Below are 25,449 nucleotides of genomic sequence, written 5' to 3' on the forward strand. Positions count from 1 at the left end.
GCCCCCGTGCAGATAATGACCTTGTGCGCTCGCTTGCCAGGAAATCGATCCTGCCCCTGACGCTCGTCATCGTGGGGGCAGCCGCAGTGGTGGGCTACGCAGCGGAGGAAACTCACCCGAGCAGAACCACCGGCGGCCACACCGGCTACGGCAAGTCCGGCGAGTCCGGCCACGCCCCCCAGGACCAGGAGCCCTCGGCCACCGCCGTGCCTCAGGACGGCAACGCCTACACCCCGCGCAGGACCGAGGAGAACGCCCGGATCGGCACCGTCTTCGAGAAGGACGACCACGGCGCCCACTTCTGCACCGCCAGTGTGGTGCAGAGCCCGAGCCGGAACATGCTGATCACCGCGGCCCACTGCGCCTTCGACCCGGACACCGGCAAGCCGGTGGACGACTTGGTCTTCGCCCCCGACTACCGCAACGGCGACGAACCCACCGGCCTGTGGAAGGTCAACAAGGTCGTGGTCGACGACCGCTGGGCCAAGTCTCAGGACGAGGACCTCGACGTCGCCTTCCTCAGCCTCGACTCCAAGGACGGCAAGGAGATCCAGGACATCCTCGGCGGCAACACCCTAGGCATCGACCGCGGCTTCGACAACGAAGTCAAGATCACCGGCTATCCCACCAGCCGGGACACCCCGATCTCCTGCCAGAACCGCAGTACGAAGTTCAGCGACACCCAGATGCGCATCCAGTGCACCGACTTCGAGGGCGGCACCAGCGGCAGCCCCTGGCTGGCCGACTACGACCCCAAGAGCCACACCGGCACGGTCATCGGCGTCCTCGGCGGCCACGAGGGCGGCGGCGACGAGGACGACGTCTCCTATGCCGCCTACTTCGACGAGGACATCGCCAATCTCTACAAGCGCGCCCAGGACGAGGACTGACCCCCGCCCCTGGCCACCCGCCCAACGCGAAGGGCCGTACCCCACGAGGGAGTACGGCCCTTCGGCGTTCGGCTGCGAGCTACGCTCAGGCGGCGATGACCTCGACGCCGAGCTTCGCAACGACCTCGGCGTGCAGACGCACCGAGACCTGGTGCGCGCCCAGGGTCTTGATCGGCGTGCCGAGCTCAACGCGACGCTTGTCGACGTCCGGACCACCGGCGGCCTTGATCGCCGAGGCGACGTCGGCCGGGGTGACGGAGCCGAACAGACGGCCCGCGTCGCCGGCACGAACGGCCAGCTTCACGTTGACGCCCTCGAGCTGAGCCTTGACCTCGTTGGCCTGCTCGATCGTGGCGATCTCGCGGATCTTGCGACCGCGGCGGATCTGCGCGACGTCCTTCTCGCCACCCTTGGTCCAGCGGATCGCGAAACCGCGCGGAACCAGGTAGTTGCGGGCGTACCCGTCCTTGACGTCAACGACGTCGCCGGCGGTGCCGAGGCCGGAGACCTCGTGGGTGAGGATGATCTTCATTGGTCGGTCACCCTTCCCTTATCGCGCGGTGGACGTGTAGGGCAGCAGCGCCATCTCACGGCTGTTCTTCACGGCCGTGGCGACGTCACGCTGGTGCTGAGTGCAGTTGCCGGTGACACGACGGGCACGGATCTTGCCGCGGTCGGAGATGAACTTCCGCAGCAGGTTCGTGTCCTTGTAGTCGACGTAGGAGATCTTCTCCTTGCAGAACACGCAAACCTTCTTCTTAGGCTTGCGAGCAGGCGGCTTCGCCATTGTCTCTCTCCAGTGAGTTCAAGAAGTATGTGCTGACGCCCTCAGGCCCCAGGCGGCTCCCCGACCTCGTTTCACGTGAAACGTGCCGTTTCACGTGAAACCTCGGTGGAAGAACCCGTCGCCCGGACCTAGAAGGGCGGCTCGTCCGAGTAGCCGCCGCCGGAGCCGCCGGAGCCGCCGCCCCAGCCACCGCCGCCACCCTGGCCACCGCCGGAAGGACCGCCGGTCGCCCACGGGTCGTCGGCCGGAGCGCCGCCGCCCTGCTGACCGCCGCCGGGGCCACCGCCCCAGCCGCCGCCCTGCTGGCCGCCGCCCTGACCGCCGCCGAAGCCGCCACCGCCCTGGCCACCACGACCGCCGGTCTTGGTGACCTTCGCCGTGGCGTTCCGCAGGCTCGCGCCCACTTCCTCGACGTCGAGCTCGTACACCGTGCGCTTCACGCCCTCGCGATCCTCGTAGGACCGCTGCTTGAGGCGGCCCTGGACGATCACGCGGGTGCCCCGCGTAAGGGACTCGGCGACGTTCTCCGCCGCCTGACGCCACACCGAGCAGGTCAGGAACAGGCTCTCGCCGTCCTTCCACTCATTGGTCTGGCGGTCGAAGGTGCGGGGAGTGGACGCGACGCGGAACTTCGCGACCGCCGCACCGGACGGGGTGAAGCGCAGCTCGGGGTCGTCGACAAGATTGCCGACGACCGTGATGACGGTCTCGCCTGCCATTAGGGGAACCTCTCGGCGGGTGTGCTGCTGGCTGCCTGGTGTTGCTGCTACTCGAACCCGGTTACCGCTGGACGCGTACGCGCTCAGTGGGTCTCGGGACGGAGGACCTTGGTCCGAAGAACCGACTCGTTCAGGTTCATCTGACGGTCGAGCTCCTTGACGACCGCAGGCTCGGCCTGCAGGTCGATGACGGAGTAGATGCCCTCGGGCTTCTTGTTGATCTCGTACGAGAGACGACGACGGCCCCAGGTGTCGACCTTCTCCACCTTTCCGTTGCCCTCACGGACGACGGAGAGGAAGTTCTCGATCAGGGGGGCGACAGCGCGCTCCTCCAGATCGGGGTCGAGGATGACCATCACCTCGTAGTGACGCATGGTGAACCCACCTCCTTTGGACTCAGCGGCCACGGTCGTTCCGTGGCAGGAGGGTCGTGATGCGTTCCGCGCCCGGCCCGCCGGAGCGTCCGGGCAGACATGGGCGCAGACCGTACAGACTACCTGCCTCCGCGCTTCCGGTTGAAATCCGCCCACCAGACCCCCCAATCTGGAACACAACGGGTGTGAGCGGCGTTACAGTGCGCCGCCCTGTCAGTGGAGGTGCCGCATGGCACAGGCAGCACGGACCCAACGGAATCTGCTCGCGATTCTCAACAGCGACGGCCAACCCCATCCCGTAGAGAACACCCTCGCGGTCGTGACCTTGGTGTTCGGCGCGATTGCCGCCCTCACCGCGCTCTCTCCCGGCCTGCACCTGGTCAGCTCATGGGTGGGCCTGATCGGCATCGGCACGGGCCTGTGGGGCCAGTACATCTCCTCGACGACGGCGGAACGCTTCCTGTTGATCATCGGGCTCGGCGCATCGGGCGTCGGCTTCTACATCGGCCTGGCGCACGGCGGGCTCTTCGGCGGCGTCCTCGGCTAACCCGCACGCCACGGCATACGGGGCCCGGTCCCGTACGGCCCAGACGGGGCGCTCCCCGGTCACAGTAGGCTTCGGCGCGAGAGCCGGAGCCCCGACCAAGGGGACACACCAGCCGAGGAGCGCCCCGCATGAGCCTGACCCTGAGGACCATCAGTCGAGAGCAGCATCTGGCATACATCCAGAGCCTGCCCGCGGCGAGCCACATGCAGGTCCCGGCCTGGGCGGACGTGAAGGCCGAGTGGCGGTCCGAGAGCCTGGGCTGGTTCGACGCGTCCGGCGAGCTGGTCGGCGCCGGGCTGGTCCTGTACCGCCAGCTGCCCAAGATCAAGCGATACCTGGCCTATCTCCCCGAGGGCCCGGTCATCAACTGGTTCGCGCCGAATCTCGAGGAATGGCTGCGGCCGATGCTCGCCCACCTCAAGCAGCAGGGCGCCTTCTCCGTGAAGATGGGCCCGCCGGTCATCATCCGCCGCTGGGACTCCACCGCGATCAAGGCCGGCATCCAGAACCCCGACGTCAAGCGGCTGCGGGACGTCGAGGCCAGCCACATCGAACCGCGCGCCTTCGAGGTCGCCGACCGCCTGCGCCGCATGGGCTGGCAGCAGGGCGAGGACGGCGGCGCCGGCTTCGGCGATGTGCAGCCCCGCTACGTCTTCCAGGTGCCGCTGGCCGACCGCCCGCTGGAGGAGATCCACAAGGGCTTCAACCAGCTGTGGCGCCGCAACATCAAGAAGGCCGAGAAGGCCGGCGTCGAGGTCGTCCAGGGCGGCTACGAGGACCTGGCCGAATGGCAGCGGCTCTACGAGATCACCGCGAAGCGCGACCAGTTCCGGCCGCGTCCGCTCAGCTACTTCCAGCGCATGTGGTCCGCCCTCAACACCGAGGACCCCGACCGCATGCGGCTCTACTTCGCCCGCCACAACGGGGTGAACCTCTCCGCCGCGACCATGCTCATCGTCGGCGGGCACGTCTGGTACTCGTACGGCGCCTCGGACAACATCGGCCGCGAGGTCCGGCCCTCCAACGCGATGCAGTGGCGCATGCTGCAGGACTCCTACGCGGCCGGCGCCTCCGTCTACGACCTCCGCGGCATCAGCGACTCGCTGGACGAGAACGACCACCTCTTCGGTCTGATCCAGTTCAAGGTCGGCACCGGCGGGCAGGCGGCGGAGTACCTCGGTGAGTGGGACTTCCCACTCAACAAGCTCCTGCACAAGGCGCTCGACATCTACATGTCGCGTCGCTGACCGCTTCACCGCACCGTCCGCACTCCTGACACACCCCAGCCACGAGAAAGGTTCCGGGCCGGCCATGGCGCTCACCCTCTACGTCGACACCGCACGCTGGCGGGCGCATCAACAGAGCGTTCTCCAGCAGTTCCCCGGGCTGGTCCCGGTCTGCAAAGGCAACGGCTACGGCTTCGGCCACGAGCGCCTCGCCGAGGAGGCCACCCGGCTCGGCTCCGACATCCTCGCGGTCGGCACGACCTACGAAGCAGCCCAGATCAAGGACTTCTTCAGCGGCGATCTGCTGGTCCTGACCCCGTTCCGGCACGGCGAGGAGCCGGTGCCGCTGCCCGACCGGGCGATCCGCTCGGTCTCCTCGGTCGAAGGCGTGGGCGGGCTGGTCGGCGCCCGGGTCGTCATCGAGGTCATGAGCAGCATGAAGCGGCACGGCGTCAAGCCGGAGGACCTGCCGAAGCTCGCCGCGGCCATCGAGGACGTCCGGCTGGAGGGGTTCGCGATCCACCTCCCGCTGGACCGCACCGACGGCTCCGACTCGGTCGACGAGGTCATCGGGTGGATGGACGCGCTGCGCGCCAACCGCCTGCCGCTCCACACCATGTTCGTCAGCCACCTCAAGCCCGACGAGTTCGCCCGCCTCCAGCAGCAGTTCCCGCAGACCCGCTTCCGCGCGCGGATCGGCACGCGGCTGTGGCTCGGCGACCACGAGGCCACCGAGTACCGCGGCTCGGTGCTCGACGTCACCCGCGTCGCCAAGGGCGAGCGGTTCGGCTACCGCCAGCAGAAGGCGACCGCCGACGGCTACCTCGTCGTGGTGGCCGGTGGCACCTCGCACGGCGTCGGCCTGGAGTCGCCCAAGGCGCTGCACGGTGTGATGCCGCGCGCCAAGGGCGTGGCTCGTGCCGGCCTGGCGACCGTCAACCGCAACCTCGCACCGTACGTCTGGGCCGGCAAGCAGCGCTGGTTCGCCGAGCCCCCGCACATGCAGGTGTCGATCCTGTTCGTCCCGGGGGACGCCCCCGAGCCCAAGGTGGGCGAGGAGTTGGTGGCCCACCTGCGGCACACCACCACGCAGTACGACCGCGTCGTGGAACGCTGAGCCGACCGGCCGGCGCCCACCAACGTCCGGGGCCCGGTGCAGCGGAACGATCCGCTGCACCGGGCCCCGGCGCTTTTTGGCGTCCCGCTCAGTCCCGTACGGCGCCCCAGCTCACCCGTGGCGCCCCTTCGAAGTGCACCGCGTGCTGCGGCGCGCGGTGCGTCTGCCCGAGCACGAACGCGTCGGGCCTCCGGTCCAAGACGCCCCCCGACGGGTCGTCGTCGCCGTCCCTGCGGACCACATCGCGCTCCGGCAGCAGGATGTCCCGGACGACCACGGCGCACAGGTAGAGCGTGCCGAGCAGGTGCAGCGCGATGGCCAGTTGATAGCCCTCGGGCGGCAGCCCCTGATGCTTGTCGCCGTTGCCGGTGTAGGCCAGGTACATCCAGATCCCCAGGAAGTACATGACCTCGCACCCCTGCCAGATCAAGAAGTCCCGCCAGCGCGGGCGGGCCAACGCCGCCAGCGGGACCAGCCAGAGGACGTACTGCGGCGAGTAGACCTTGTTGGTGAGGATGAACAGCGCCACGACGAGGAAGGCGAGTTGCGCGAAGCGGGGCCGGCGCGGTGCGTAGAGAGTCAGCAGCGCGAGACCGCCACAGCCCAGGATCATCAGCAGCGACGCGTAGAGGTTGGCATTCTCCAGCGGGTTGCCGGTGCGTTGCGAGATCAGCAACCAGATCGAACCGAAGTCGATGGGCCGCTCCTGGCTGAAGGTGTAGAACTTCGCCCAGCCCTCCCGGATGTGGAACCCGGACCCGTCGTGGACGAGCATCACCGGCAGGTTCACCACCAGCCAGGACACCACCGCACCGAGGACGGCCCGCCCGTACGCGCGCCACGTGCCCGCACGCCAGCACAGCACCAGCAGCGGGCCCAGCAACAGCACCGGGTACAGCTTTGCCGCGGTCGCCAGCCCGATCAGGACGCCGGCCGCCAGCGGTCGGCTGCGTGACCACAGCAGCATCCCGGCGGCCGTCAGCGCGACCGCCAGCAGGTCCCAGTTGATGGTCGCGGTCAGGGCGAAGGCCGGTGCCAGGGCCACGAGCAGCCCGTCCCAGGGGCGCCGGCGGTGGGTACGGGCCACGCACACCGCGATGACGGCCGCGCAGACCATCAGCATGCCGGCGTTGACCAGCCAGTAGATCTGCTCCCGGTCCTGGATCGCCCCGCCGTGCGGCGTCACCCAGGAGGCGATCTCCATGAAGAACCCGGTCAGCACCGGGTACTCCAGGTACTGCATATCGCCAGGGAGCTTGTCGAAGTACGGAATCAGCCCGTCGGCGAAGCCCCGGCCCGCGTAGAGGTGGGGAATGTCCGAGTAGCAGGCATGGATGTACTGGCTGGTGGCACCGAAGAACCAACCCCCGTTGTAGCAGGGCAGCTTCTGCACCATGCCGAGCGCGAACATGCCGATGGCGACGAGCGCGACGACCCGCACCGGCGTCAGCCAGTACGTCCCGAGCAGCGCGCGCCGGCCGATCGGCCCGCCGATCAGCTCGCTGCCGGCCGCGGCCACCTCATCCCGTCTCGTCGGCCGCACGGGCTCGTCCTGTCGCAGGCTCGTCATGGCCCCATCCTGCCGTACGCGACGGGGACGAACGCGACGAAGCCCCCGCCCGGTCGCACCGGGTCGGGGGCTTCGTGGAGCCGTGTTTCACGTGAAACGGCGGTCGTTTCACGTGAAACGCTCAGCGGATATCAGCCGCCCGTGGGCCCGCCGAAGATGCCTCCTCCGCCAGTGCTCCCACCGCTGGTCGGGTCGGGCGAGGTCGGCGGCGTCCCTCCGGTGTCACCACCGGGTCCGCCGGGGCCACCGCCGGTGCCCCCACCATTGTGCCCGCCGTGGTTCTTGCAGCGGACGTCCCAGGGAGAGCAGGTCTCGGTCGGAGTCGCAGTCGGGGACTGCGTCGGGGAGGCCGAGGTGCTGGGCGTACTCGACGGGGTCGGCGGCGCCAAGGTCGGGGTGGGCGTCGGCGTGGGCGACGGCATACCGGTCTCGTTGATGACCTGCCCGATCGGCTGGGCCGCGGGGAAGTCCGTCGCGGGAAGACCGTCCATCGCCTGCAGCATGTACTGCGTCCACACCTCGGTCGGCAGTGCACCACCGTGGATCGAGTCGAAACCACCGACACCGTTCATGGACAGCTGGCGCGGGTTCTGCGCGTCCTCACGGAACATGGTGATGGCCGTCGACAGCTGCTTGGTGTAGCCGACGAACCAGGCCGACTTGTTCTCGTCCGTGGTACCCGTCTTGCCCGCGGCCGGCTTCCCCAGCTTCTTGGCCGCCTTGCCCGTACCGTTCTGGATCACGTTCTCCAGCACGTCGGTGACGTTGTTGGCGATGTTCGGGTCGATCGCCGAGTGCGGCGAGGGCTTGTCGAAGCCGTCCAGTTCCTTGCCCTCGGAGATCACCTTGGTCACCGAGTAGGGCTCCGCCTGCATGCCGGAGGCGGCGAAGGTGGCGTAGGCGTCGGCCATCCGGATCGCGCTCGGCGTGGACGTGCCCAGTGCGAAGGACGGGTTGAGGTTCCTGTCGAAGCTGCTCGGCGCGATGCCCGCGGTCTGCGCCATGTCCCGCACCTTGTTCATCCCGACGTCCATGCCGAGCTGGACGAACGGGGTGTTGACCGACTGCTCCATCGCCTTCCGCAAGGTGATGTAGCCCCAGGGATGGTCGCTCTCGTTCACCTGGTAGAAGGGCGTGTTGTCCTTCTTGAGGACATAGGTGCCGTCCGGCTTCCTCACCTTGAGGTGGTCGTCGCCGTTGTACTTGCTGTCCGGCGAGAGCGCCTGACCGTCGCCGACCTTCCCGTACTTCATCGCCGCGGCGAGGACGAACGGCTTCCAGGTCGAGCCGACCGGCACGCCGTAGGTGTCGGCGTTGTTGCTGAAGTGCCCCTGGTCGTAGCCGTCACCGCCGTACAGAGCCACGATCTTGCCGTCTCCGGGCACCACCGAAGCACCGCCGAACTGGACGTACTTGTCCTTTTCCGGACGCAACTTCGGGTTGATGTAGCGGTCGTTGACCTGCTTGACCGCGGCGGCGAGTTCCTTGGTCTTCTTCTCGTCGAAGGTCGTCCGGATCGTGTAGCCGCCCTTGTCGAAGCGCGCCTCGCTGATGTCCGAACGGTGCTTGAGGACGTACTTCTTGGCGACGTCGATCAGATAGCCGATCTGGCCGCCCTTACTGGCCCCCGCCTTGGGCTTCTGCGGCATCGGGAAGCCCTTGGCCTTCCACTTGGCTGCCTCCGCCGACGACAGGTGGTGGTTCTCCACCATGCGGTCGAGGATCCACGCCCAACGGTCCTTGGCACGTGAGGTGTTCAGGGCCGGGGTGGCGTTCCCCCCTATGCCGCCCGCCGGGTCGTAAAGGTTCGCGCCCTTGAGCGTGGCGGCCAGGAAGGCCGACTCGCTCGCGTTCAACTTCGAGGCGTCCTTGCCGTAGTACGCCTGGGCCGCGGCCTGGATCCCGTAGGCACCACGACCGAAGTAGCTGGTGTTCAGGTAGCCCGCGAGGATCTCGGGCTTCGTCTGCTTCCAGCCGACCTTGATCGAGATGAAGAGTTCCTTGAACTTCCGGGACACGGTCTGTTCCTGGCTCAGCATGGCGTTCTTCACGTACTGCTGAGTGATGGTCGAGCCACCCTGGGTGTCGCCGCCCCGGGCCATGTTGAGCAGGGCCCGGAGGATACCCATGGGGTCGACGCCGTGGTCCTGCCGGAAAGACGCGTTCTCTGCCGAAATCACCGCTTCCTGCATGGACATCGGGATTTCGCTGATACCGACCACCTGGCGGTTGGTCTCGCCGTCACGGGCCATGACCTTGCCGTCGGCCCAGAGGTAGACGTTGTTCTGCGACATGGCGGCCTTGTTCACGTCGGGCACCTGCACCAACGCGAGACCGACGCCGGCCACGCCGACGACCAGACCGGCGACCGCGACGCACATGCTGGCCACCTGTTTCCAGGACGGCATCCACCGTCGCCAGCCGGTGCGGTTGGAGCGCGGGTAGTCGATGAAGCGCTTCTTGGGCGGATTGCCACCGCCACGACCGCGGCCCCGGCCGCCTTCTCCACCACCACCGCCTCCGCCACGGTGGCCCCCGCCGCCATGGCCGACGCCGCCACCGGAAGCCATCTCCGCAGCATCGGGAGCCCGCCGGCGACCGCCTCGCTGGGCAGCCCGACGGGCCTCGGCACGCCCGCCCGGCCGCGGCTGCGGCGGCGGGGGCGTGGCACCAACACCCGGCGAAGGGGCAGCGCGACGTCCGGAAGGTTGTCCGGCGCGTCTGGCAGCGGCACGCCCGCCACCTTGCGGCTGGGGTGGTTTGCGACGGTGCTCGCTCATGGAACGAATACTCCTTGGGCAGGCGCGCTCTCTCGTCGCCTGAAGGCGGCAGTTCTCTTCAGGTCCCCCCGATGCACGACCCGCTCCTGACGCGCGGGCCGCATTACACCGAGGTCAGGGACGTCACGTATAGGCCCACGGTTCCCGGCAGTCTGCATGCCGCACAGACTACGCACGGCCAAAACCTGCCCAGTGTTGAAATTCACTCCAAATCAGTCAGGTTGGATCGCACGAATAAGTGATGTGACGCCGTTCACCGTCCGACTACTTGTTCCGCCCAAGGCCCCGTTCTATCGTCTGGATGTATCGAGTCGATACATCGGCACGAGATAAAGACCGCACAGAGCCTAGGAGGCGGAGGATGAGCAGGCGTTCGGGGATCCTCGAATTCGCCGTCCTCGGTCTCCTCCGGGAATCCCCGATGCACGGTTACGAGTTGCGGAAGCGGCTCAACACCTCGCTCGGGGTCTTCCGCGCGTTCAGCTACGGCACCCTCTATCCCTGCCTCAAGGCGCTGGTCGCCAACGGCTGGTTGGTGGAGGAAACGAGCGGCGCCCCGGAGGATGTTCCCGCCACGGCGTTGACCGGACGCCGAGCCAAGATCGTCTACCGGCTGACCCCGGCGGGCAAAGAGCACTTCGAAGAGCTGCTCAGCCTCTCCGGTCCCGATGCCTGGGAGGACGAACACTTCGGTGTCCGCTTCGCGTTCTTCGGCCAGACGTCGCGGGACGTGCGGATGCGCGTGCTGGAAGGCCGCCGCAGTCGACTGGAGGAGCGCCTGGAAAAAATGCGCACCTCCCTGACCAGGACCCGCGAGCGGCTGGACGACTACACCCTCGAACTGCAGCGGCACGGCATGGAGTCCGTGGAGCGCGAAGTCCGTTGGCTGAACGAGCTCATCGAGAGTGAGCGCGCCGGGCGCGATCAGCGCGCACCGGAAGCTGCAGCGCAGGACGAGCACAACCAGTCAGGAGACACGGGCGGCCCGCCCCGGCACCGGGGCGGTTCCCGGCTGGATCCGTCCGAATGACACCACCACATGAGGCCCTGCCGTGCAGGCCCTCATCGAGATCACAGGGAGCAACCGGAATGGGTTCGGTTCGCGTAGCCATTGTCGGCGTGGGCAACTGCGCCGCCTCGCTGGTACAGGGCGTCGAGTACTACAAGGACGCCGACCCGGACAACCGCGTGCCCGGCCTCATGCACGTGCAGTTCGGCGACTACCACGTCCGTGACGTGGAGTTCGTGGCCGCCTTCGACGTCGACGCCAAGAAGGTCGGCCTGGACCTCGCGGACGCCATCGGCGCCAGCGAGAACAACACCATCAAGATCTGCGACGTGCCGAACACCGGTGTCCAGGTCCAGCGCGGCCACACCCTCGACGGGCTGGGCAAGTACTACCGGGAAACGATCGAGGAGTCCTCGGAGGCCCCGGTCGACGTCGTCCAGGTCCTGAAGGACAAGCAGGTCGACGTCCTGGTCTGCTACCTCCCCGTCGGCTCCGAGGACGCGGCGAAGTACTACGCCCAGTGCGCCATCGACGCCAAGGTCGCGTTCGTCAACGCCCTCCCGGTCTTCATCGCCGGCACCAAGGAGTGGGCGGACAAGTTCACCGAGGCCGGCGTGCCGATCGTCGGTGACGACATCAAGTCGCAGGTCGGCGCCACCATCACGCACCGTGTGATGGCCAAGCTCTTCGAGGACCGCGGCGTCATCCTCGACCGCACGATGCAGCTGAACGTCGGCGGCAACATGGACTTCAAGAACATGCTCGAGCGCGAGCGCCTGGAGTCCAAGAAGATCTCCAAGACGCAGGCGGTCACCTCCCAGATCCCCGACCGCGAGCTGGGCGAGAAGAACGTCCACATCGGCCCGTCCGACTACGTGGCCTGGCTGGACGACCGCAAGTGGGCCTACGTCCGCCTCGAAGGCCGCGCCTTCGGTGACGTCCCGCTGAACCTGGAGTACAAGCTCGAGGTCTGGGACTCCCCGAACTCCGCGGGCGTCATCATCGACGCGCTGCGCGCCGCCAAGATCGCCAAGGACCGCGGCATCGGTGGCCCGATCCTCTCGGCGTCCTCGTACTTCATGAAGTCCCCGCCGGTCCAGTACTTCGACGACGAGGCGCGGGAGAACGTCGAGAAGTTCATCCGCGGCGAGGTCGAGCGCTGACCCGCTCCCCGCACCCTCCCTCCGCCGGCCTCCGGGTATTCCTACCCGGAGGCCGGCGGGCTGTGTGAGGCTGTGCCTCATGCATGCTGTGCGCGATCTCCGCGTATTACTCCGGCTACGCGACTTCCGCTCGCTCCTGGCCGCACGGCTCCTCTCCCAGGCCGCCGACGGCGTGTTCCAGGCAGCACTCGCCACCTTCGTCATCTTCTCGCCCGAGAAACAGGCGTCCCCCGAGGCGATCGCCTCCGCCATGGCGATCCTGCTGCTGCCGTACTCCCTCCTCGGGCCGTTCACCGGTGTCCTGCTGGACCGCTGGCGCCGGCGGCAGGTCCTGCTGTACGGCAACCTGCTGCGCACCCTGCTCGCGGTGATCACCGCGGTGCTGATCGCGGCACAGGTACCGGATTGGCTCTTCTACGTCTCCGCACTGTTCGTGACCGCCGTGAATCGCTTCGTCCTGGCGGGCCTTTCCGCCGCGCTGCCGCGCGTGGTCGACGGCGGACAACAGCTGGTGATGGCCAACTCCCTTGCCCCCACGGCCGGGACGATCGCCATGACCGCCGGCGGCGGACTCGCCTTCGGCATCCGACTGGCCGGCGCGAACGTGGACACGTACGTGGTGATACTGGCCGCGCTGCTGTACCTCTGCTCCGCCCTCACCGCACTGCGGATGGCACCACAGCTGCTCGGGCCGGACACCTCGGTCCTCCAACCCCACGTGAAAGAAGCCGTGTTGAGCACCGCGCGGGGACTGATGGAGGGGTTGCGCCATCTCGCCGCGCGTCCCACCCCGGCCGGCGCGCTCGCCGTGATGACGCTGGTGCGCTTCTGCTACGGCGCGCTGACGGTCATGGTGCTGATGCTGTGCCGGTACGCCTGGTCCAGCAGCACGTCCCAGGGCCTGGCCCTGCTCGGGATGACCGTCGCGGTGTCAGGAGCCGGCTTCTTCGCCGCCGCGGTGGTCACTCCCTGGGCCGTCGCACGGCTCACCGCCTTCGGCTGGATGGCCAGTTGCACGGCGGCGGGCGCGGTGCTCGCTCCCGCGCTCGGGCTGTTCTTCCACCCGGCACCGATGCTGGTGGCCGCGTTCCTCCTCGGCCTGGGCACCCAGGGAACCAAGATCACTACGGACACGGTGGTCCAGTCCTCGGTCGATGACGCCTTCCGCGGCCGCATCTTCGCCATCTACGACGTGCTGTTCAACGTCGCCTTCGTCGGCGCCGCCGCGGTCGCCGCCCTGATGCTGCCGCCCGACGGACGGTCCACGGTACTGATCGTCGTGGTGGCCGCCCTCTACGCCGTGGTGGCCGCGGCCCTGCTCCGCTTCGGACGCCCGTTGCGCGCCGCTTCCCGGTAGACGGCCGCCTCGCCCGTGCGGCACAACACCGGAGCGGATACGTTACGGGCGTCATTCAGACGTTCGGACACATCGTTTCCGGACACACCGCTATCGGGGGAACTCGCATGACCACACCGCCGCACGGGCACAACCCATACGGCCAGAACCCATACGGGCAGCAGCCATACGGACAGCAGCCATACGGCCAAGCTCCCTATCCGCAGGCTCCTCAGCCGCCCCAGGCTCCGTACGGTCCGCCCCCGGTCGGGCAGCCGCAGGGCGGGCCGCCGCCCCAGGGCGGGTACGCCTACCCCCAGCAGCCCCAACCGCCGTACGGGCAGCAGCCGCAGCCGGGTTACCCACAGGACCTGACCCCGCCCTACGTGCAGGGCGGGGTCCCGGTGCCTCCGCAGCCCAGCCGCCCGTCCCGGTCGCCCAAGGCCGTCCTGAAGGGCATCGTCGCGGTCGTCGCGCTGATCGGGATCGGGGTGATCTGGGTCAGCAGCTGGAGCGACGCCGACAACGCCGAGGTCGGCAACTGCATGAAGAACGAGGGCAATGAGATCAAGCCCGATCTCAAGGTGGTGGACTGCGGTACGGCAGAGGCCAAGTACAAGGTGACGGCCGTCCACTCCAACACCACGAACATGGAGCTCTGCCCCAAGAACACCACGGCCTACGCCGAGAGCCAGCACCATCGCCGGTCCACCACCCGGTTCGTGCTCTGCCTTGAGACGCTGAAGTAGAGCCCGGTCCCGACCCTCGAACGCCGCGGGGCGGTGTTTCACGTGAAACGGCCGGTCATGTGCCGCCGTGTTTCACGTGAAACACCGCCCCGTCGTGCTCAGCCCGGTTTCACGTGAAACATCGCCGGTTTCACGGTCGCGCGAGCTTCGACGTCCTCAACTCTGGGCGGCCCACCACTCCTTGAGGGCGGCCACCGCGGACTCATGCTCCATCGGGCCGTGCTCCAGCCGCAGCTCCAGCATGTGCTTGTACGCCTTGCCGACCTGCGGGCCGGGCCCGATGCCCAGGATTCCCATGATCGCGTTGCCGTCCAGGTCCGGACGGATCGCGTCCAGCTCCTCCTGCTCCTGGAGCAGCGCGATGCGGTCCTCCAGGCCGTCATAGGCCCGCGACAGGGCAGACGCCTTGCGCTTGTTGCGGGTGGTGCAGTCCGAGCGGGTCAGCTTGTGCAGGCGCTCAAGCTGCGGGCCGGCGTCCCGGACATAGCGGCGGACCGCGGAGTCCGTCCACTCGCCCGTGCCGTAGCCGTGGAACCGCAGATGCAGCTCCACCAGGTGCGAAACGTCCTTGATCAGGTCGTTGGAGTACTTCAGGGCGGTCATGCGCTTCTTGGTCATCTTTGCCCCGACCACCTCGTGGTGGTGGAAGGAGACCCGACCGTCCTTCTCGAAGCGCCGCGTCCTGGGCTTGCCGATGTCGTGCAGCAGCGCCGCCAGCCGGAGCACCAGGTCGGGCCTACCGTCCTCCAGGTCGATGGCCTGCTCCAACACCGTCAGCGTGTGCTCGTAGACGTCCTTGTGGCGGTGGTGCTCATCGCTCTCCAGACGCAGCGCGGGCAGCTCCGGCAGCACCTGGTCGGCGAGACCGGATTCGACCAGCAGCCGCAGGCCCTTGCGCGGGTTCGGGGCGAGGATCAGCTTGTTCAGCTCGTCACGGACCCGCTCCGCGGAGACGATCTCGATGCGCTCCGCCATCTCCTTCATCGCCGCGATGACCTCGGGCGCCACCTCGAAGTCCAGCTGGGCGGCGAAGCGGGCCGCCCGCATCATCCGCAGCGGATCGTCGGAGAACGACTCCTGGGGCGTCCCCGGGGTCCGCAGCACGCGGGCCGCCAGGTCCTCCAGACCGTTGTGCGGGTCGACGAACTCCTTCTGCGGCAGCAGCACCGCCATGGCGTTGACCGTGAAGTCCCGGCGGATCAGATCGTCCTCGATCGATTCGCCGTAGGACACCTCGGGCTTGCGCGAGGTCCGGTCGTACGCCTCGGAGCGGTAGGTCGTGATCTCGATGTCGAACGAGTCCTTCTTGCAGCCGACCGTCCCGAAGGCGATCCCGACCTCCCAGACCGCGTCCGCCCACGGCCGGACGATCTTCAGCACGTCCTCCGGCCGGGCATCCGTGGTGAAGTCCAGGTCGTTCCCGAGCCGGCCGAGCAGCGCGTCCCGGACCGACCCGCCGACCAGGGCAAGCGTGAACCCGGCCTCCTGGAAGCGACGGGCCAGGTCGTCAGCGACGGGGGACACCCGCAGCAGCTCGCTCACGGCACGGCGCTGGACGTGGTTCAGCGCGTCCGTCGGCTGCGGAGTCCGCTCGGGCTGCGGGGTGGGGAAGTCATTGTTGGCGTTCGGCACAACAGAAAAGGGTACGTGGCCGCGCACCACCCCGACGTCACGTTATTAAAGGGGACAAGGGTGCACGGACCCCCAACGCAATGATCATGTGGCGCAGTCCCCGGCACTACGGCGCGCCGGGTCTCGTTACCATTCGTGGACGCACATTCCGACGACCACTGACGACGACGAGGGACGGGCGAGCGCGTGGCCGATGCGGCAGGGTTCCAGGCGACTGAACGGCCGCGTGGCCGGTGGCTGCGAAGGACCGTGACGCTGCTCACCGGTGTACCCCTGCTCGTAGGAACGCTGCAGGTCCCGCACGCCTCCGCCGCCGACGCGGCCTCGGACACCTCGCACCCGGTCAACGTGACGATCAACGCGATGTCGCCGGCCGCTCCCGGCAAGGACGACACCGTCACCGTCTCCGGGACGCTGACCAACGACAGCAAGAGCGCGATCACCAACGCCCACGTCGGACTGCACCGCGGCGCCGCGCTCAACGACCGCAGCTCCATCGAGGCTGTGACCAAGCGCACCGGCTATCTGCCGGGAGCCGACGGCAAGGAAATCGGCGACCACACCGAGAAGATCGACAAGCTGGACCCGGGCACCAGCCGGACCTTCACCGTGAACGTCCCGGTCAAGGACCTCGGCCTCAGCGACGACGGTGTCTATCCGCTCGGGGTCACTCTGTCCGGCCACACCTCCGGCTCGTCCTACGACCAGGTCCTCGGCATCGACCGGACCTTCCTGCCCTGGCAGGACGCCGCCCCGGCGAAGAAGACCCAGCTCACGTACCTGTGGCCACTGATCTCCAGCACCCACCTCACGGCCGAGACCGGTGCCGACGCCCAGCAGACGCCAGTCTTCCGGAACGACGACCTCGCCGCGGAGATCGCCGACGGCGGCCGGCTCCAGAAGATGGTCGAGCTCGGCAAGAACCTCCCGGTGACCTTCGTCATCGACCCCGACCTGCTCGCGACCGTCGACGCGATGACCAAGCCGTACCGCGTGCACGGCCCGGACGGCCCGATGGGCAAGAACCAGGCCGTCGCCAAGCAGTGGCTCAACGACCTCGAGAACGCCGTGAAGGGCCATGAGGTCGTCGCCCTGCCGTTCGGCGACCCGGACCTGGCCTCGCTGGCGCACCACGGCAAGAGCGTGCCCAGCGCGCTCAGCCACCTCGGCCCGGCCACCGAACTCGCCTCGAAGACCGTGGACACCATCCTCAGCGTGAAGCCGCGAACCGACTTCACGTGGCCGGTCAACGGCGCGATCGATTCCTCGATCGTCGATGTCGCCACCTCGGCCGGCGCCCACAACGTCATCACCCGCAGCGACAGCCTCCGGGACAACAGCCTGTCGTACACCCCGACCGCGGCTCGGCCCATCGGCGGCGGCAACACCGCCATCGTCACCGACACCCAGCTGTCCCGGGCCTTCGAAGGCGACATGTCGAAGTCCGGGAACGCCAGCCTGGCGATCCAGGAGTTCCTCGCCGAGGCCCAGATGATCGGCCTGGAGAACCCCGAGCAGCAGCGCAGCATCGTGGTCGCGCCGCAGCGGATGCCCTCGGTCAGCCAGGCGCAGGCGATGGCCGGCGCGCTGCGGAACCTGGAGTCGGCCGGCTGGGCCCAGCCGACGAAGCTCGGCGACGCCGCCAAGGCCAAGCCCGACCCGGACGCCAACCGCCAGATCCCCGGCCGGGCCGCGTACCCGTCGCTGCTGCGCCAGCAGGAGCTCCCCACCGACGCCTTCCGACAAATCGAGGACACCCAGGCCGCGCTGGACGACTTCCGAGTGGTCCTGGCCCAGCCGGAACGTGTGGTCACCCCGTTCGGCAGCGCCATAATGCGCGAGATGTCCACGTCGTGGCGGGGCGACCCCAAGGGCGCGGCCGCCTTCCGTGCCTCGGTCCGCAGCTACCTCGACGGCCTGACCAAGAAGGTCCACCTGATCCCGAAGTCGGAGGCGACGCTCTCCGGGCGCAGCGCCACGATTCCGGTGACGGTCCAGAACAACCTCCTGCAGGGCGTCCAGGGCCTGACCCTGCGGCTGACCTCGTCGCAGCCAAACCGCCTGGACGTGGGGAAGTCCCAGCAGATCAAGGTGGACGGCGGACACAGCCAGTCGTTCAAGTTCGAGACCACGGCGAACGCCAACGGTCTCGCCTGGGTGACCGCCCAGCTCTACACCTCGGACGGCAAGCCCTACGGTGAGCCGATGACGTTCCGGGTGAACGTCACCGAGATCACCGCGACTGTGATGCTCGTCATCGCGGGCGGCGTCCTGCTGCTCGTGCTCGCCGGCGTCCGGATCTACCTCCAGCGCAAGCGGGCGGCGGCAGAGGACACCGAGGACGAGGAAAACGGCGAGGACAACGGCGGTTCCCCCGCCGAAGACCAGGACGGCGACAACGGCGGCACAGGCGGTGAGGGCCCCGAGCAGCCGAGTGACCCGACGCCGGACACCGGATCGGAGAAGTCCGGGCCGTCCGGCTCAGGTGAGAAAGTGGACCGTTGATAGACGACGGGGCCGGAGGGCCGGCGACGGATGAGGTGGGGCAGCGATGAATGCGCCGTATGACGGTGGCCGCGGCCGGGGCGCCCATGGCGATCCCTCGGGGGCGGTCCCTCCGACGCCGCCGTTGCCCACGGACCAGGACCACTACGTCCAGGACGCCTACCGCAACGATCCTCACCAGGAACCGGCCCCGCCGGCCCAGGGCCAGACCACCGAGCCCTTCTACGACCACGCCGCGCCCCCGCCTGCCCCGGGGCAGCCCGCGCACCCCCTCTACCAGCAGCCGCCCGGCCCACAGCAGTGGCCCGCGCCCGCGGAGCCGCAGGCACCAGCACCGGCACCGGCACACGATCTTGCGCACGGCGATGCTGACGCGACGGTGCAGTTCGCCGGCGGCGAGGCGCTGATGGCCCAGGGCGCCGAGGACCGCTCCGAGCGGGACGCCTTCGCGCACCTCTACCGCGACCAGCAGCAGCCCTACCAACCACCGCACCCCGCGCCGTCCCCCATGGCCCAGCAGGCGCCCGCGGTGGCCCCCGGCCCGGAGCCGGTGGCACAGCAGCTCACCGAGGAGCCCGAGTCGGAGCCCGCCCCGGTGGCGGCGGCCGGCAAGCAGTCCGGAGGCCGCGCCTCGGGGCTGCTGAAGTCCAGCGCCGTGATGGCCGCCGGCACGATGGTGTCCCGGCTCACCGGCTTCGTCCGCTCGGCGTTGATCGTCGCGGCGCTCGGCGGCGCGGTGCTCGGTGACTCCTGGCAGGTGGCCTACCAGCTGCCGACGATGATCTTCATCCTGACCATCGGCGGCGGTCTGAACTCCGTCTTCGTCCCCCAGCTCGTCCGCGCGATGAAGGAGGACGAGGACGGCGGCGAGGCATACGCCAACCGGCTGCTCACCCTCGTCATCGTCGTGCTGGGCATCCTGACGATACTCGCGGTGTTCGCAGCGCCACTGCTGGTGAAACTGGTCTCGTTCGACATCTCCCGCAACCCGGCGGCCAACGAAGTCGCGGTCGCCTTCACCCGCTACTGCGTGCCCACGATCTTCTTCATGGGCCTGCACGTCGTCATGGGCCAGATCCTCAACGCCCGCGGCCGCTTCGGCGCGATGATGTGGACCCCGGTCCTCAACAACATCGTCATGATCGCCACCTTCGGCCTGTTCATCTGGGTCTACGGCACGGCGAAGACCTCGCACATCGGCGTCACCACGATCCCGGACGACGGCATCAGGCTGCTCGGCATCGGCACCCTGCTGGGCCTGGTGGTCCAGGCGCTGGCGATGATCCCGTATCTGCGCGACGCCGACTTCAAGCTGCGGCTCCGGTTCGACTGGCGCGGCCACGGCCTGGGCAAGGCCGCCAAGCTCGCCAAGTGGACGGTGCTGTTCGTCCTCGCCAACCAGGCGGGCGTCCTGGTCGTCACCCAGCTCTCGACCTGGGCCGGCAACACCGCGGACCGGCAGGGCCACCCGGGCACCGGGTTCATCTCCTACGCCAGCGCCCAGCTGATCTGGAACATGCCGCAGGCGATCATCACCGTCTCCGTGATGGCCGCGCTGCTGCCGCGGCTGGCGCGCTCCGCCCACGACGGCGACACCGGAGCGGTCCGGGACGACATGTCCCAGGGGCTGCGCACCTCGGCCGTCGCCATCGTCCCGATCTCGTTCGGGTTCCTCTCCCTCGGCATCCCGCTGTGCACGCTGGTCTACGGCTCGTCCGGCGCCGGTATCCCGATGGGCTACATGCTGATGGCCTTCGGTGTGGGCCTGATCCCGTTCTCGGTGCAGTACGTCGTCCTGCGCGCCTTCTACGCGTACGAGGACACCCGCACCCCCTTCTACAACACGGTGATCGTCGCCGGCGTCAACGCCGCGGCCTCCGCCCTCTGCTTCCTGGTCCTGCCCGCCCGCTGGGCCGTGGTGGGCATGGCGGCGTCCTACGGCCTCGCCTACGTCATCGGCGTCGGCGTCGCCTGGCGACGGCTCAGCAAGCGGATGGACGGCGACCTGGACACCGCGCACGTGGTGCGGACCTACGCACGACTGGCCGGCGCCAGCATCCCGGCCACGATCGTCTCCGGCGCCCTGGTGTACGTGCTGATGCAGGCGCTCGGCACCGGATTCGTCGGCTCGCTCGCCGCGCTCATCGGCGGGGCCACCGCACTTCTGGCCGTCTTCTACCTCGCCGCCCGAAAAATGCGGATCGAGGAGCTGAACGCCCTGGTGGGCATGGTCAGGTCCAAGCTGGGACGCTGATCGGGCACAACCATCGGCTGCCACCGTGTGTCGTGCATAGTGGCGGACTGTGGGCACAATTGTCTTGGCTCATTGAGCCTGCAACGGATGGGGAGGCAGGAACGACGGTGGCGGAACGGAGCACGGCTGCCGTCGACGTGGCCGACACCAGCGGCGAGGAGTCGCTGACCGCCAAGGCGGGTCGGGCCACGGACGACGGTGCGCAGGCCGAGAAGGTATCCGGCAAGGAAAAGGACGCCGCGCGCACCGAAGGAAAGGGCGCCGAGGCAACCGATCCCAAGCCACCGGAACTCCACAGCGGCCACAAACTCGCCAGACGATACCGGCTCGAAGAGTGCGTCACCCGGCTGGACGGATTCAGCAGCTGGCGCGCCGTCGACGAAAAGCTCCGCCGGGCCGTAGGGGTGCACGTCCTCCCCGCGGACCACCCGCGGGCCCGTCCGGTGCTCTCGGCTGCCCGGGCTTCCGCGCTTCTCGGGGATCCCCGCTTCGTCCAGGTCCTCGACGCCGTCGAGGACAACGACCTCGTCTATGTCGTCCATGAGTGGCTGCCGGACGCCACCGAGCTGGCCACGGTCCTCGCCAACGGCCCGCTCGAGCCCCACGACGCCTACCAACTCGTCAACCAGGTCTCCCAGGCCATGGCCGCCGCCCACCGCGAGGGCCTGTCCCACCTGCGGCTCACTCCGAGCTCGGTGCTGCGCACGGAGTCCGGGCAGTACCGCATCCGCGGCCTCGCGGTCATGGCGGCGCTGCGCGGCATCACCTGCGAACACCCGCAGCGCACGGACACCGAGGCGATCGGCGCACTGCTGTACGCCGCCCTCACCCAGCGCTGGCCGTACGAGAACGACGCCTACGGCCTCACCGGCCTGCCCAAGGGCGTCGGCCTGATCGCACCCGACCAGGTCCGAGCCGGCGTGCACCGGGGCCTGTCCGAGCTCGCGATGCGGGCCCTGGTCAACGACGGGGCCACCGCGTCCCGCCAGGAGCCGCCGTGCACCACGCCGGAGGAGCTGACCAAAGCGGTTGCCGCGATGCCGCGCATCCGTCCTCCGGAGACGGCGTTCTCGACCCCGCCGCCATATCAGCGCGCGGGCTTCCCACAGGGTTCCTACGGCCAGGCGGCCCAGACAACGCAGCCCGTCGCCACACCGCCGCCCCCGCTCCAGAGCCGCACCGGCAAGGCGCTGAAGTGGTCCGTCTCCGCACTGCTGATCGCGGCGCTGGGTCTGGGCAGCTGGCAGCTGGCGGACACCCTGCTGAAGTGGGAGAACGACCACGACACGCCAGGGAACTCGCAGACCACCGGCGGGGGCGCCAAGAAGCCCGACGGCAAGCCGATCAAGATCGTGGACGGCACCGAGTACTACCCCGACGGCCAGCCGCAGCACCCCGACCAGGCGCGGGCCACCTACGACGGGGACCCCTCGACGTACTGGCGCAGCAAGAGCTACCGCGAAGGCCCCGATCTGAACCCGGCCTTCAAAAAGGGCGTCGGGCTTATCTACGACCTCGGCTCCGAGCAGCAGATAAGCAGCGCTTCCATCGGGCTGCACTACATCGGTGACCACACCACGCTGACGCTCTACGCCGCCGATTCCTTCTCACCGTCCGAGCCGCTGAGTTCCATGCGCGAGCTCGGTACGGCCAAGACCTCGGGCAGCACCGCCAAGGTCACGCTGAAGAAACCGGCGAAGGCGCGCTATGTCGTCGTGTGGATCACCGCGATGCCCGATTCGCCGGCGGACACCTACAGCGGCGCCGGCTTCAAGCAGGGCGTGACCGAGGTCTCCTTCACCAGCTGAGCAGGCGCACAGCCCACGAGGGGCATGGGTACGAGAGTGATCGACCGCAAGGCCGATTGCCCGTACCCACGCCCCTCGATCCATTGAGATCGTTTCCGACCGGCGAGGTGCCTTTCCCAGCATTTACTTTCGCCACCCGGCGGGCTTCAATGGGACCGAGATCAGGCAGCTACGGCCGGGGGGCCCGTGTCCACCGACAGCGACAAGGCTTCGACACCAACCGACGCCGATCTCCTCGCGCTGCACGTAAAAGGCGACCCCGATGCGTTCGGGGAGCTCGTCCGACGCCACCGAGACCGGCTGTGGGCCGTGGCCTTACGGACCCTCGGTGATCGCGAAGAGGCCGCCGATGCCGTGCAGGACGCGCTGGTCTCCGCCTATCGCGCTGCGCACTCCTTCCGCGGCCAGTCGGCCGTGACGACCTGGCTGCACCGCATCACGGTCAATGCCTGCCTGGACCGGGCCCGTAAGGCCGCCTCACGACGCACTTCCCCGGTCGCCGAGACCGAACGCCTCGAGCAGCTTCTCGAGCCCGAGGAATCCGCAGCACTCCCGGCAGAGCGCCAGGACCTGCACCGTGAACTGCTCAGCGCGCTGCGCACGCTCCCCGAGGAGCAGCGTGCCGCTCTCGTGCTCGTCGATATGCAGGGGTACTCCGTCGCGGAGGCCGCGCAGATTCTCGACGTCCCGACCGGAACGGTGAAAAGCCGCTGTTCACGCGGCAGAGCTCGGCTCCTGCCGTTGGTCACCCATCTGCGCGGCGATGACAGGGGTAGCAATCCCGCGAGCGGGGGAAGGAACCGGGCGCAGGGGACATCCGTCCCACCGACGGCAGGACCGAAGGGCACAGGTGCCGTGAAGGGCGGAGGTGGGCGAGCGTGACGTCGACGACCGGCGCAGGCGAGCACCCGGAGGTATCCGAGATCTCCGATCTCACGGACGGGCTGCTCCCTCCCTCACGCACCGCGGATCTGCGGGATCATCTCGCCGGCTGCGTCCTGTGCGAGGACGTCTATGCATCCCTGGAGGAGATCCGCGGGCTCCTGGGTACGCTCCCGGGTGCGGCGCGGATGCCGGCCGATGTCGCCGAACGCATCGATGCGGCCCTCGCCGCAGAGGCACTGTTGGACTCCACCACAGCCGAGGGCGTACCCCTCGTTTCACGTGAAACATCGCCTTCTCTCAGCTCGGTTTCACGTGAAACATCGTCGGGCGCTGTCACGGTTTCACGTGAAACATCGACCGCACCGGCCTCCGTTTCACGTGAAACCAGCGTGCAGGCACCTTCCCATGGAGCCACGTCCGCTCCGCCAGCCGGGCGCGGCCGAGGCGCTACGGGGCCAGGCCACCAAGCGCCGGGGCGCCGCACGTCCGGCGCTAGGCGGTGGCCCCGGGTACTGCTGGGCACCGCGGCCGCTGCGGCGGTACTCGGAGTGGGAGGCCTGCTCGTCCAGAGCGCCGGCACCAGCGGCGTCCAGGCCACCAAGCAGGACAGCTCCTCCGCGAGCGGAGGAGGAGCCCCCTCCGGCCTGACCGTCGCCAGGCTCGGGACGGACGTCCACAAGTTGCTTGCCACGAAAAAGGCGCACCAGGCGCCGGAGATCGGCACACGCAGTTCCCCCGAGACGCCCTTCCGAAGCGAGTCCGACGCGGTTCCGTCGTGTGTGCGTCAGGGCATCGGCCGCACCGAGAATCCGCTGGCGTCGAGTCGCAGCACCTATGAGGGCAAGGACGCATTCCTGGTCGTGCTGCCGCACCCGTCCGACCCGAAGAGCGTCTCTGCCTACGTCGTCACTGCCTCGTGTGTCTCGGCCACTCCGCCGGCTCCCGGGAAGGTTCTGCTGACCCACTCGTATCGGCGAGACTGAACCGCGGCAAGTGCGCGGTGGCGCTCCGGGAATGCTGGCCCCTTAGGATCCGTTGGGTGGGGTGAGAGTTCCGAGACCCCAGCAAGCCGTCGGCAGAGACAAGGAAGAAACCCGTGAGCGACGTCCGCAACGTGATCATCATCGGCTCCGGGCCCGCGGGCTATACCGCAGCGCTCTACACCGCCCGCGCGTCCCTGAAGCCGCTCGTCTTCGAAGGCGCCGTCACCGCTGGCGGTGCTCTGATGAACACCACCGACGTGGAGAACTTCCCCGGCTTTCGCGACGGCATCATGGGTCCGGACCTGATGGACAACATGCGTGCCCAGGCCGAGCGCTTCGGTGCCGAGCTGGTGCCGGACGACATCGTCTCGGTCGACCTCACCGAGGAGATCAAGACCGTCACCGACACCGCGGGCAACGTGCACCGTGCCAAGGCGGTCATCGTCGCCACCGGCTCCCAGCACCGCAAGCTCGGTCTGCCGCGCGAGGACGAGCTGTCCGGCCGGGGCGTTTCCTGGTGCGCGACCTGCGACGGGTTCTTCTTCAAGGACCAGGACATCGCCGTCATCGGCGGTGGCGACACCGCGATGGAGGAGGCCACCTTCCTCTCGCGCTTCGCCAAGTCCGTCACGGTCGTCCACCGCCGCGACGCCCTGCGCGCGAGCAAGGCGATGCAGGAGCGCGCCTTCGCCGACCCGAAGATCAAGTTTGTGTGGGACAGCGAGGTCGCCGAGGTCCACGGCGAGAACAAGCTCTCCGGTCTGACGCTGCGCAACGTCAAGACGGGCGAGGCCTCCGAGCTTCCGGTCACCGGCCTCTTCATCGCGATTGGCCACGACCCGCGGACCGAGCTGTTCAAGGGCCAGCTGAACCTCGACGACGAGGGTTACCTCAAGGTCGATGCGCCCAGCACCCGGACGAACCTGGCGGGCGTCTTCGCCGCCGGCGATGTCGTCGACCACACCTACCGCCAGGCGATCACCGCTGCCGGCACGGGCTGCTCCTCCGCCCTCGACGCCGAGCGGTTCCTCGCGGCCCTCTCGGACGGCGAGGCCACGGCCGAGCCGGAGAAGACCGCTTCCGCCTGACCCGCGCACCCCAGCTTTCCCACCCCA

Annotated in this window: 21 protein-coding genes; 14 read left to right on the forward strand and 7 right to left on the reverse strand. The window is 68.6% G+C overall.

All coding sequences use genetic code 11. The features are described 5' to 3' along the window. Positions 1 to 71: 71 nt before the first annotated feature. A complete protein-coding gene (locus tag SNOUR_RS20175) occupies positions 72 to 890 on the forward strand; it encodes a trypsin-like serine peptidase (protein WP_312632889.1) in 819 nt (272 codons plus the stop codon). Between the two features lie 85 nt (positions 891 to 975). On the opposite strand, the gene rplI is transcribed toward SNOUR_RS20175, so the two are convergent. The 4 genes from rplI to rpsF all read right to left on the reverse strand — a co-directional run bounded on the left by rplI (position 976) and on the right by rpsF (position 2,770). Further along, positions 976 to 1,422, reverse strand: coding sequence for a 50S ribosomal protein L9 (rplI, locus tag SNOUR_RS20180; protein WP_067349165.1), 447 nt, complete (start codon positions 1,420 to 1,422; stop codon positions 976 to 978). An 18-nt stretch (positions 1,423 to 1,440) separates the two neighbouring features. Then, positions 1,441 to 1,677: a 30S ribosomal protein S18 gene (gene rpsR / locus SNOUR_RS20185; protein WP_003978893.1), complete on the reverse strand. Its 237-nt coding sequence runs from the start codon at positions 1,675 to 1,677 to the stop codon at positions 1,441 to 1,443. A gap of 128 nt (positions 1,678 to 1,805) precedes the next feature. Beyond that, positions 1,806 to 2,396, reverse strand: coding sequence for a single-stranded DNA-binding protein (locus tag SNOUR_RS20190; RefSeq protein WP_067349168.1), 591 nt, complete (start codon positions 2,394 to 2,396; stop codon positions 1,806 to 1,808). An 83-nt stretch (positions 2,397 to 2,479) separates the two neighbouring features. Continuing rightward, positions 2,480 to 2,770, reverse strand: coding sequence for a 30S ribosomal protein S6 (gene rpsF / locus SNOUR_RS20195; RefSeq protein WP_018542659.1), 291 nt, complete (start codon positions 2,768 to 2,770; stop codon positions 2,480 to 2,482). Between the two features lie 229 nt (positions 2,771 to 2,999). Here rpsF and SNOUR_RS20200 point away from each other — a divergent pair, with 229 nt between their 5' ends. From SNOUR_RS20200 to SNOUR_RS20210, 3 genes are all read left to right on the forward strand, one after another. Continuing rightward, complete coding sequence (locus SNOUR_RS20200) at positions 3,000 to 3,317, forward strand: hypothetical protein (RefSeq protein ID WP_067349171.1); 318 nt, start codon at positions 3,000 to 3,002, stop codon at positions 3,315 to 3,317. A gap of 128 nt (positions 3,318 to 3,445) precedes the next feature. Then, positions 3,446 to 4,564 carry a lipid II:glycine glycyltransferase FemX gene (locus SNOUR_RS20205; protein ID WP_039634685.1) on the forward strand — a complete coding sequence of 373 codons (1,119 nt, stop codon included), beginning with the start codon at positions 3,446 to 3,448 and terminating at the stop codon, positions 4,562 to 4,564. Positions 4,565 to 4,628: 64 nt separating this feature from the next. Beyond that, the gene (locus SNOUR_RS20210) at positions 4,629 to 5,660 is read left to right on the forward strand and encodes an alanine racemase (RefSeq protein WP_067349173.1); all 1,032 of its coding nucleotides are present in this window, start codon (positions 4,629 to 4,631) and stop codon (positions 5,658 to 5,660) included. An 88-nt stretch (positions 5,661 to 5,748) separates the two neighbouring features. On the opposite strand, the gene SNOUR_RS20215 is transcribed toward SNOUR_RS20210, so the two are convergent. Then, positions 5,749 to 7,230 (reverse strand): glycosyltransferase family 87 protein, encoded by a 1,482-nt coding sequence (locus SNOUR_RS20215; RefSeq protein WP_067349176.1) that lies wholly within the window; start codon positions 7,228 to 7,230, stop codon positions 5,749 to 5,751. 131 nt (positions 7,231 to 7,361) lie between these two features. Further along, entirely contained in the window at positions 7,362 to 10,010 is a 2,649-nt protein-coding gene (locus SNOUR_RS20220; RefSeq protein ID WP_079142795.1) for a transglycosylase domain-containing protein, read from the reverse strand. Between the two features lie 361 nt (positions 10,011 to 10,371). Between SNOUR_RS20220 and SNOUR_RS20225 the strand changes: the two genes are divergently transcribed. From SNOUR_RS20225 to SNOUR_RS46250, 4 genes are all read left to right on the forward strand, one after another. Continuing rightward, a complete protein-coding gene (locus tag SNOUR_RS20225; protein ID WP_067349181.1) occupies positions 10,372 to 11,040 on the forward strand; it encodes a PadR family transcriptional regulator in 669 nt (222 codons plus the stop codon). A 59-nt stretch (positions 11,041 to 11,099) separates the two neighbouring features. After that, a complete protein-coding gene (locus SNOUR_RS20230) occupies positions 11,100 to 12,182 on the forward strand; it encodes an inositol-3-phosphate synthase (protein ID WP_067349184.1) in 1,083 nt (360 codons plus the stop codon). Positions 12,183 to 12,261: 79 nt separating this feature from the next. Continuing rightward, positions 12,262 to 13,539 (forward strand): MFS transporter, encoded by a 1,278-nt coding sequence (locus tag SNOUR_RS20235; RefSeq protein ID WP_067349186.1) that lies wholly within the window; start codon positions 12,262 to 12,264, stop codon positions 13,537 to 13,539. 107 nt (positions 13,540 to 13,646) lie between these two features. Continuing rightward, on the forward strand, positions 13,647 to 14,267 hold the full coding sequence (locus SNOUR_RS46250; RefSeq protein WP_159425885.1) for an LppU/SCO3897 family protein: 621 nt from the start codon (positions 13,647 to 13,649) through the stop codon (positions 14,265 to 14,267). Between the two features lie 156 nt (positions 14,268 to 14,423). On the opposite strand, the gene SNOUR_RS20245 is transcribed toward SNOUR_RS46250, so the two are convergent. Continuing rightward, positions 14,424 to 15,899, reverse strand: a complete 1,476-nt coding sequence (locus SNOUR_RS20245; RefSeq protein WP_067349189.1) for a CCA tRNA nucleotidyltransferase — start codon at positions 15,897 to 15,899, stop codon at positions 14,424 to 14,426. Between the two features lie 249 nt (positions 15,900 to 16,148). On the opposite strand from SNOUR_RS20245, the gene SNOUR_RS20250 reads away from it, so the two are divergent. The 6 genes from SNOUR_RS20250 (at position 16,149) to trxB (ending at position 25,422) form a co-directional block, all read left to right on the forward strand. After that, positions 16,149 to 18,404, forward strand: a complete 2,256-nt coding sequence (locus SNOUR_RS20250) for a DUF6049 family protein (RefSeq protein ID WP_067349191.1) — start codon at positions 16,149 to 16,151, stop codon at positions 18,402 to 18,404. A gap of 46 nt (positions 18,405 to 18,450) precedes the next feature. Then, positions 18,451 to 20,658 carry a murein biosynthesis integral membrane protein MurJ gene (murJ, locus tag SNOUR_RS20255; RefSeq protein ID WP_067349194.1) on the forward strand — a complete coding sequence of 736 codons (2,208 nt, stop codon included), beginning with the start codon at positions 18,451 to 18,453 and terminating at the stop codon, positions 20,656 to 20,658. Positions 20,659 to 20,765: 107 nt separating this feature from the next. Next, complete coding sequence (locus SNOUR_RS20260; protein ID WP_067349197.1) at positions 20,766 to 22,466, forward strand: protein kinase family protein; 1,701 nt, start codon at positions 20,766 to 20,768, stop codon at positions 22,464 to 22,466. 186 nt (positions 22,467 to 22,652) lie between these two features. Beyond that, on the forward strand, positions 22,653 to 23,348 hold the full coding sequence (gene sigM / locus SNOUR_RS20265) for an RNA polymerase sigma factor SigM (RefSeq protein ID WP_067349200.1): 696 nt from the start codon (positions 22,653 to 22,655) through the stop codon (positions 23,346 to 23,348). Between the two features lie 551 nt (positions 23,349 to 23,899). Continuing rightward, complete coding sequence (locus SNOUR_RS48405; RefSeq protein ID WP_312632904.1) at positions 23,900 to 24,334, forward strand: RsmA family anti-sigma factor; 435 nt, start codon at positions 23,900 to 23,902, stop codon at positions 24,332 to 24,334. A 113-nt stretch (positions 24,335 to 24,447) separates the two neighbouring features. Continuing rightward, positions 24,448 to 25,422: a thioredoxin-disulfide reductase gene (trxB, locus tag SNOUR_RS20275; protein WP_067349205.1), complete on the forward strand. Its 975-nt coding sequence runs from the start codon at positions 24,448 to 24,450 to the stop codon at positions 25,420 to 25,422. Positions 25,423 to 25,449 lie beyond the last annotated feature (27 nt).

The sequence above is a fragment of the Streptomyces noursei ATCC 11455 genome, assembly GCF_001704275.1.
In the GTDB taxonomy this organism is placed as follows: Bacteria; Actinomycetota; Actinomycetes; order Streptomycetales; family Streptomycetaceae; genus Streptomyces; species Streptomyces noursei.

Coding starts and splice junctions, on each gene's coding strand:
- SNOUR_RS20190 (WP_067349168.1), bottom strand. CDS start 2,396: ATGGCAGGCGAGACCGTCATCACGGTCGTCGGCAATCTTGTCGACGAC.
- SNOUR_RS46250 (WP_159425885.1), top strand. CDS start 13,647: ATGACCACACCGCCGCACGGGCACAACCCATACGGCCAGAACCCATAC.
- SNOUR_RS20225 (WP_067349181.1), top strand. CDS start 10,372: ATGAGCAGGCGTTCGGGGATCCTCGAATTCGCCGTCCTCGGTCTCCTC.
- murJ (WP_067349194.1), top strand. CDS start 18,451: ATGAATGCGCCGTATGACGGTGGCCGCGGCCGGGGCGCCCATGGCGAT.
- SNOUR_RS20230 (WP_067349184.1), top strand. CDS start 11,100: ATGGGTTCGGTTCGCGTAGCCATTGTCGGCGTGGGCAACTGCGCCGCC.
- rplI (WP_067349165.1), bottom strand. CDS start 1,422: ATGAAGATCATCCTCACCCACGAGGTCTCCGGCCTCGGCACCGCCGGC.
- SNOUR_RS20235 (WP_067349186.1), top strand. CDS start 12,262: ATGCATGCTGTGCGCGATCTCCGCGTATTACTCCGGCTACGCGACTTC.
- rpsR (WP_003978893.1), bottom strand. CDS start 1,677: ATGGCGAAGCCGCCTGCTCGCAAGCCTAAGAAGAAGGTTTGCGTGTTC.
- SNOUR_RS20200 (WP_067349171.1), top strand. CDS start 3,000: ATGGCACAGGCAGCACGGACCCAACGGAATCTGCTCGCGATTCTCAAC.
- SNOUR_RS20205 (WP_039634685.1), top strand. CDS start 3,446: ATGAGCCTGACCCTGAGGACCATCAGTCGAGAGCAGCATCTGGCATAC.
- SNOUR_RS20210 (WP_067349173.1), top strand. CDS start 4,629: ATGGCGCTCACCCTCTACGTCGACACCGCACGCTGGCGGGCGCATCAA.
- SNOUR_RS20215 (WP_067349176.1), bottom strand. CDS start 7,230: ATGACGAGCCTGCGACAGGACGAGCCCGTGCGGCCGACGAGACGGGAT.
- SNOUR_RS20220 (WP_079142795.1), bottom strand. CDS start 10,010: ATGAGCGAGCACCGTCGCAAACCACCCCAGCCGCAAGGTGGCGGGCGT.
- rpsF (WP_018542659.1), bottom strand. CDS start 2,770: ATGCGTCACTACGAGGTGATGGTCATCCTCGACCCCGATCTGGAGGAG.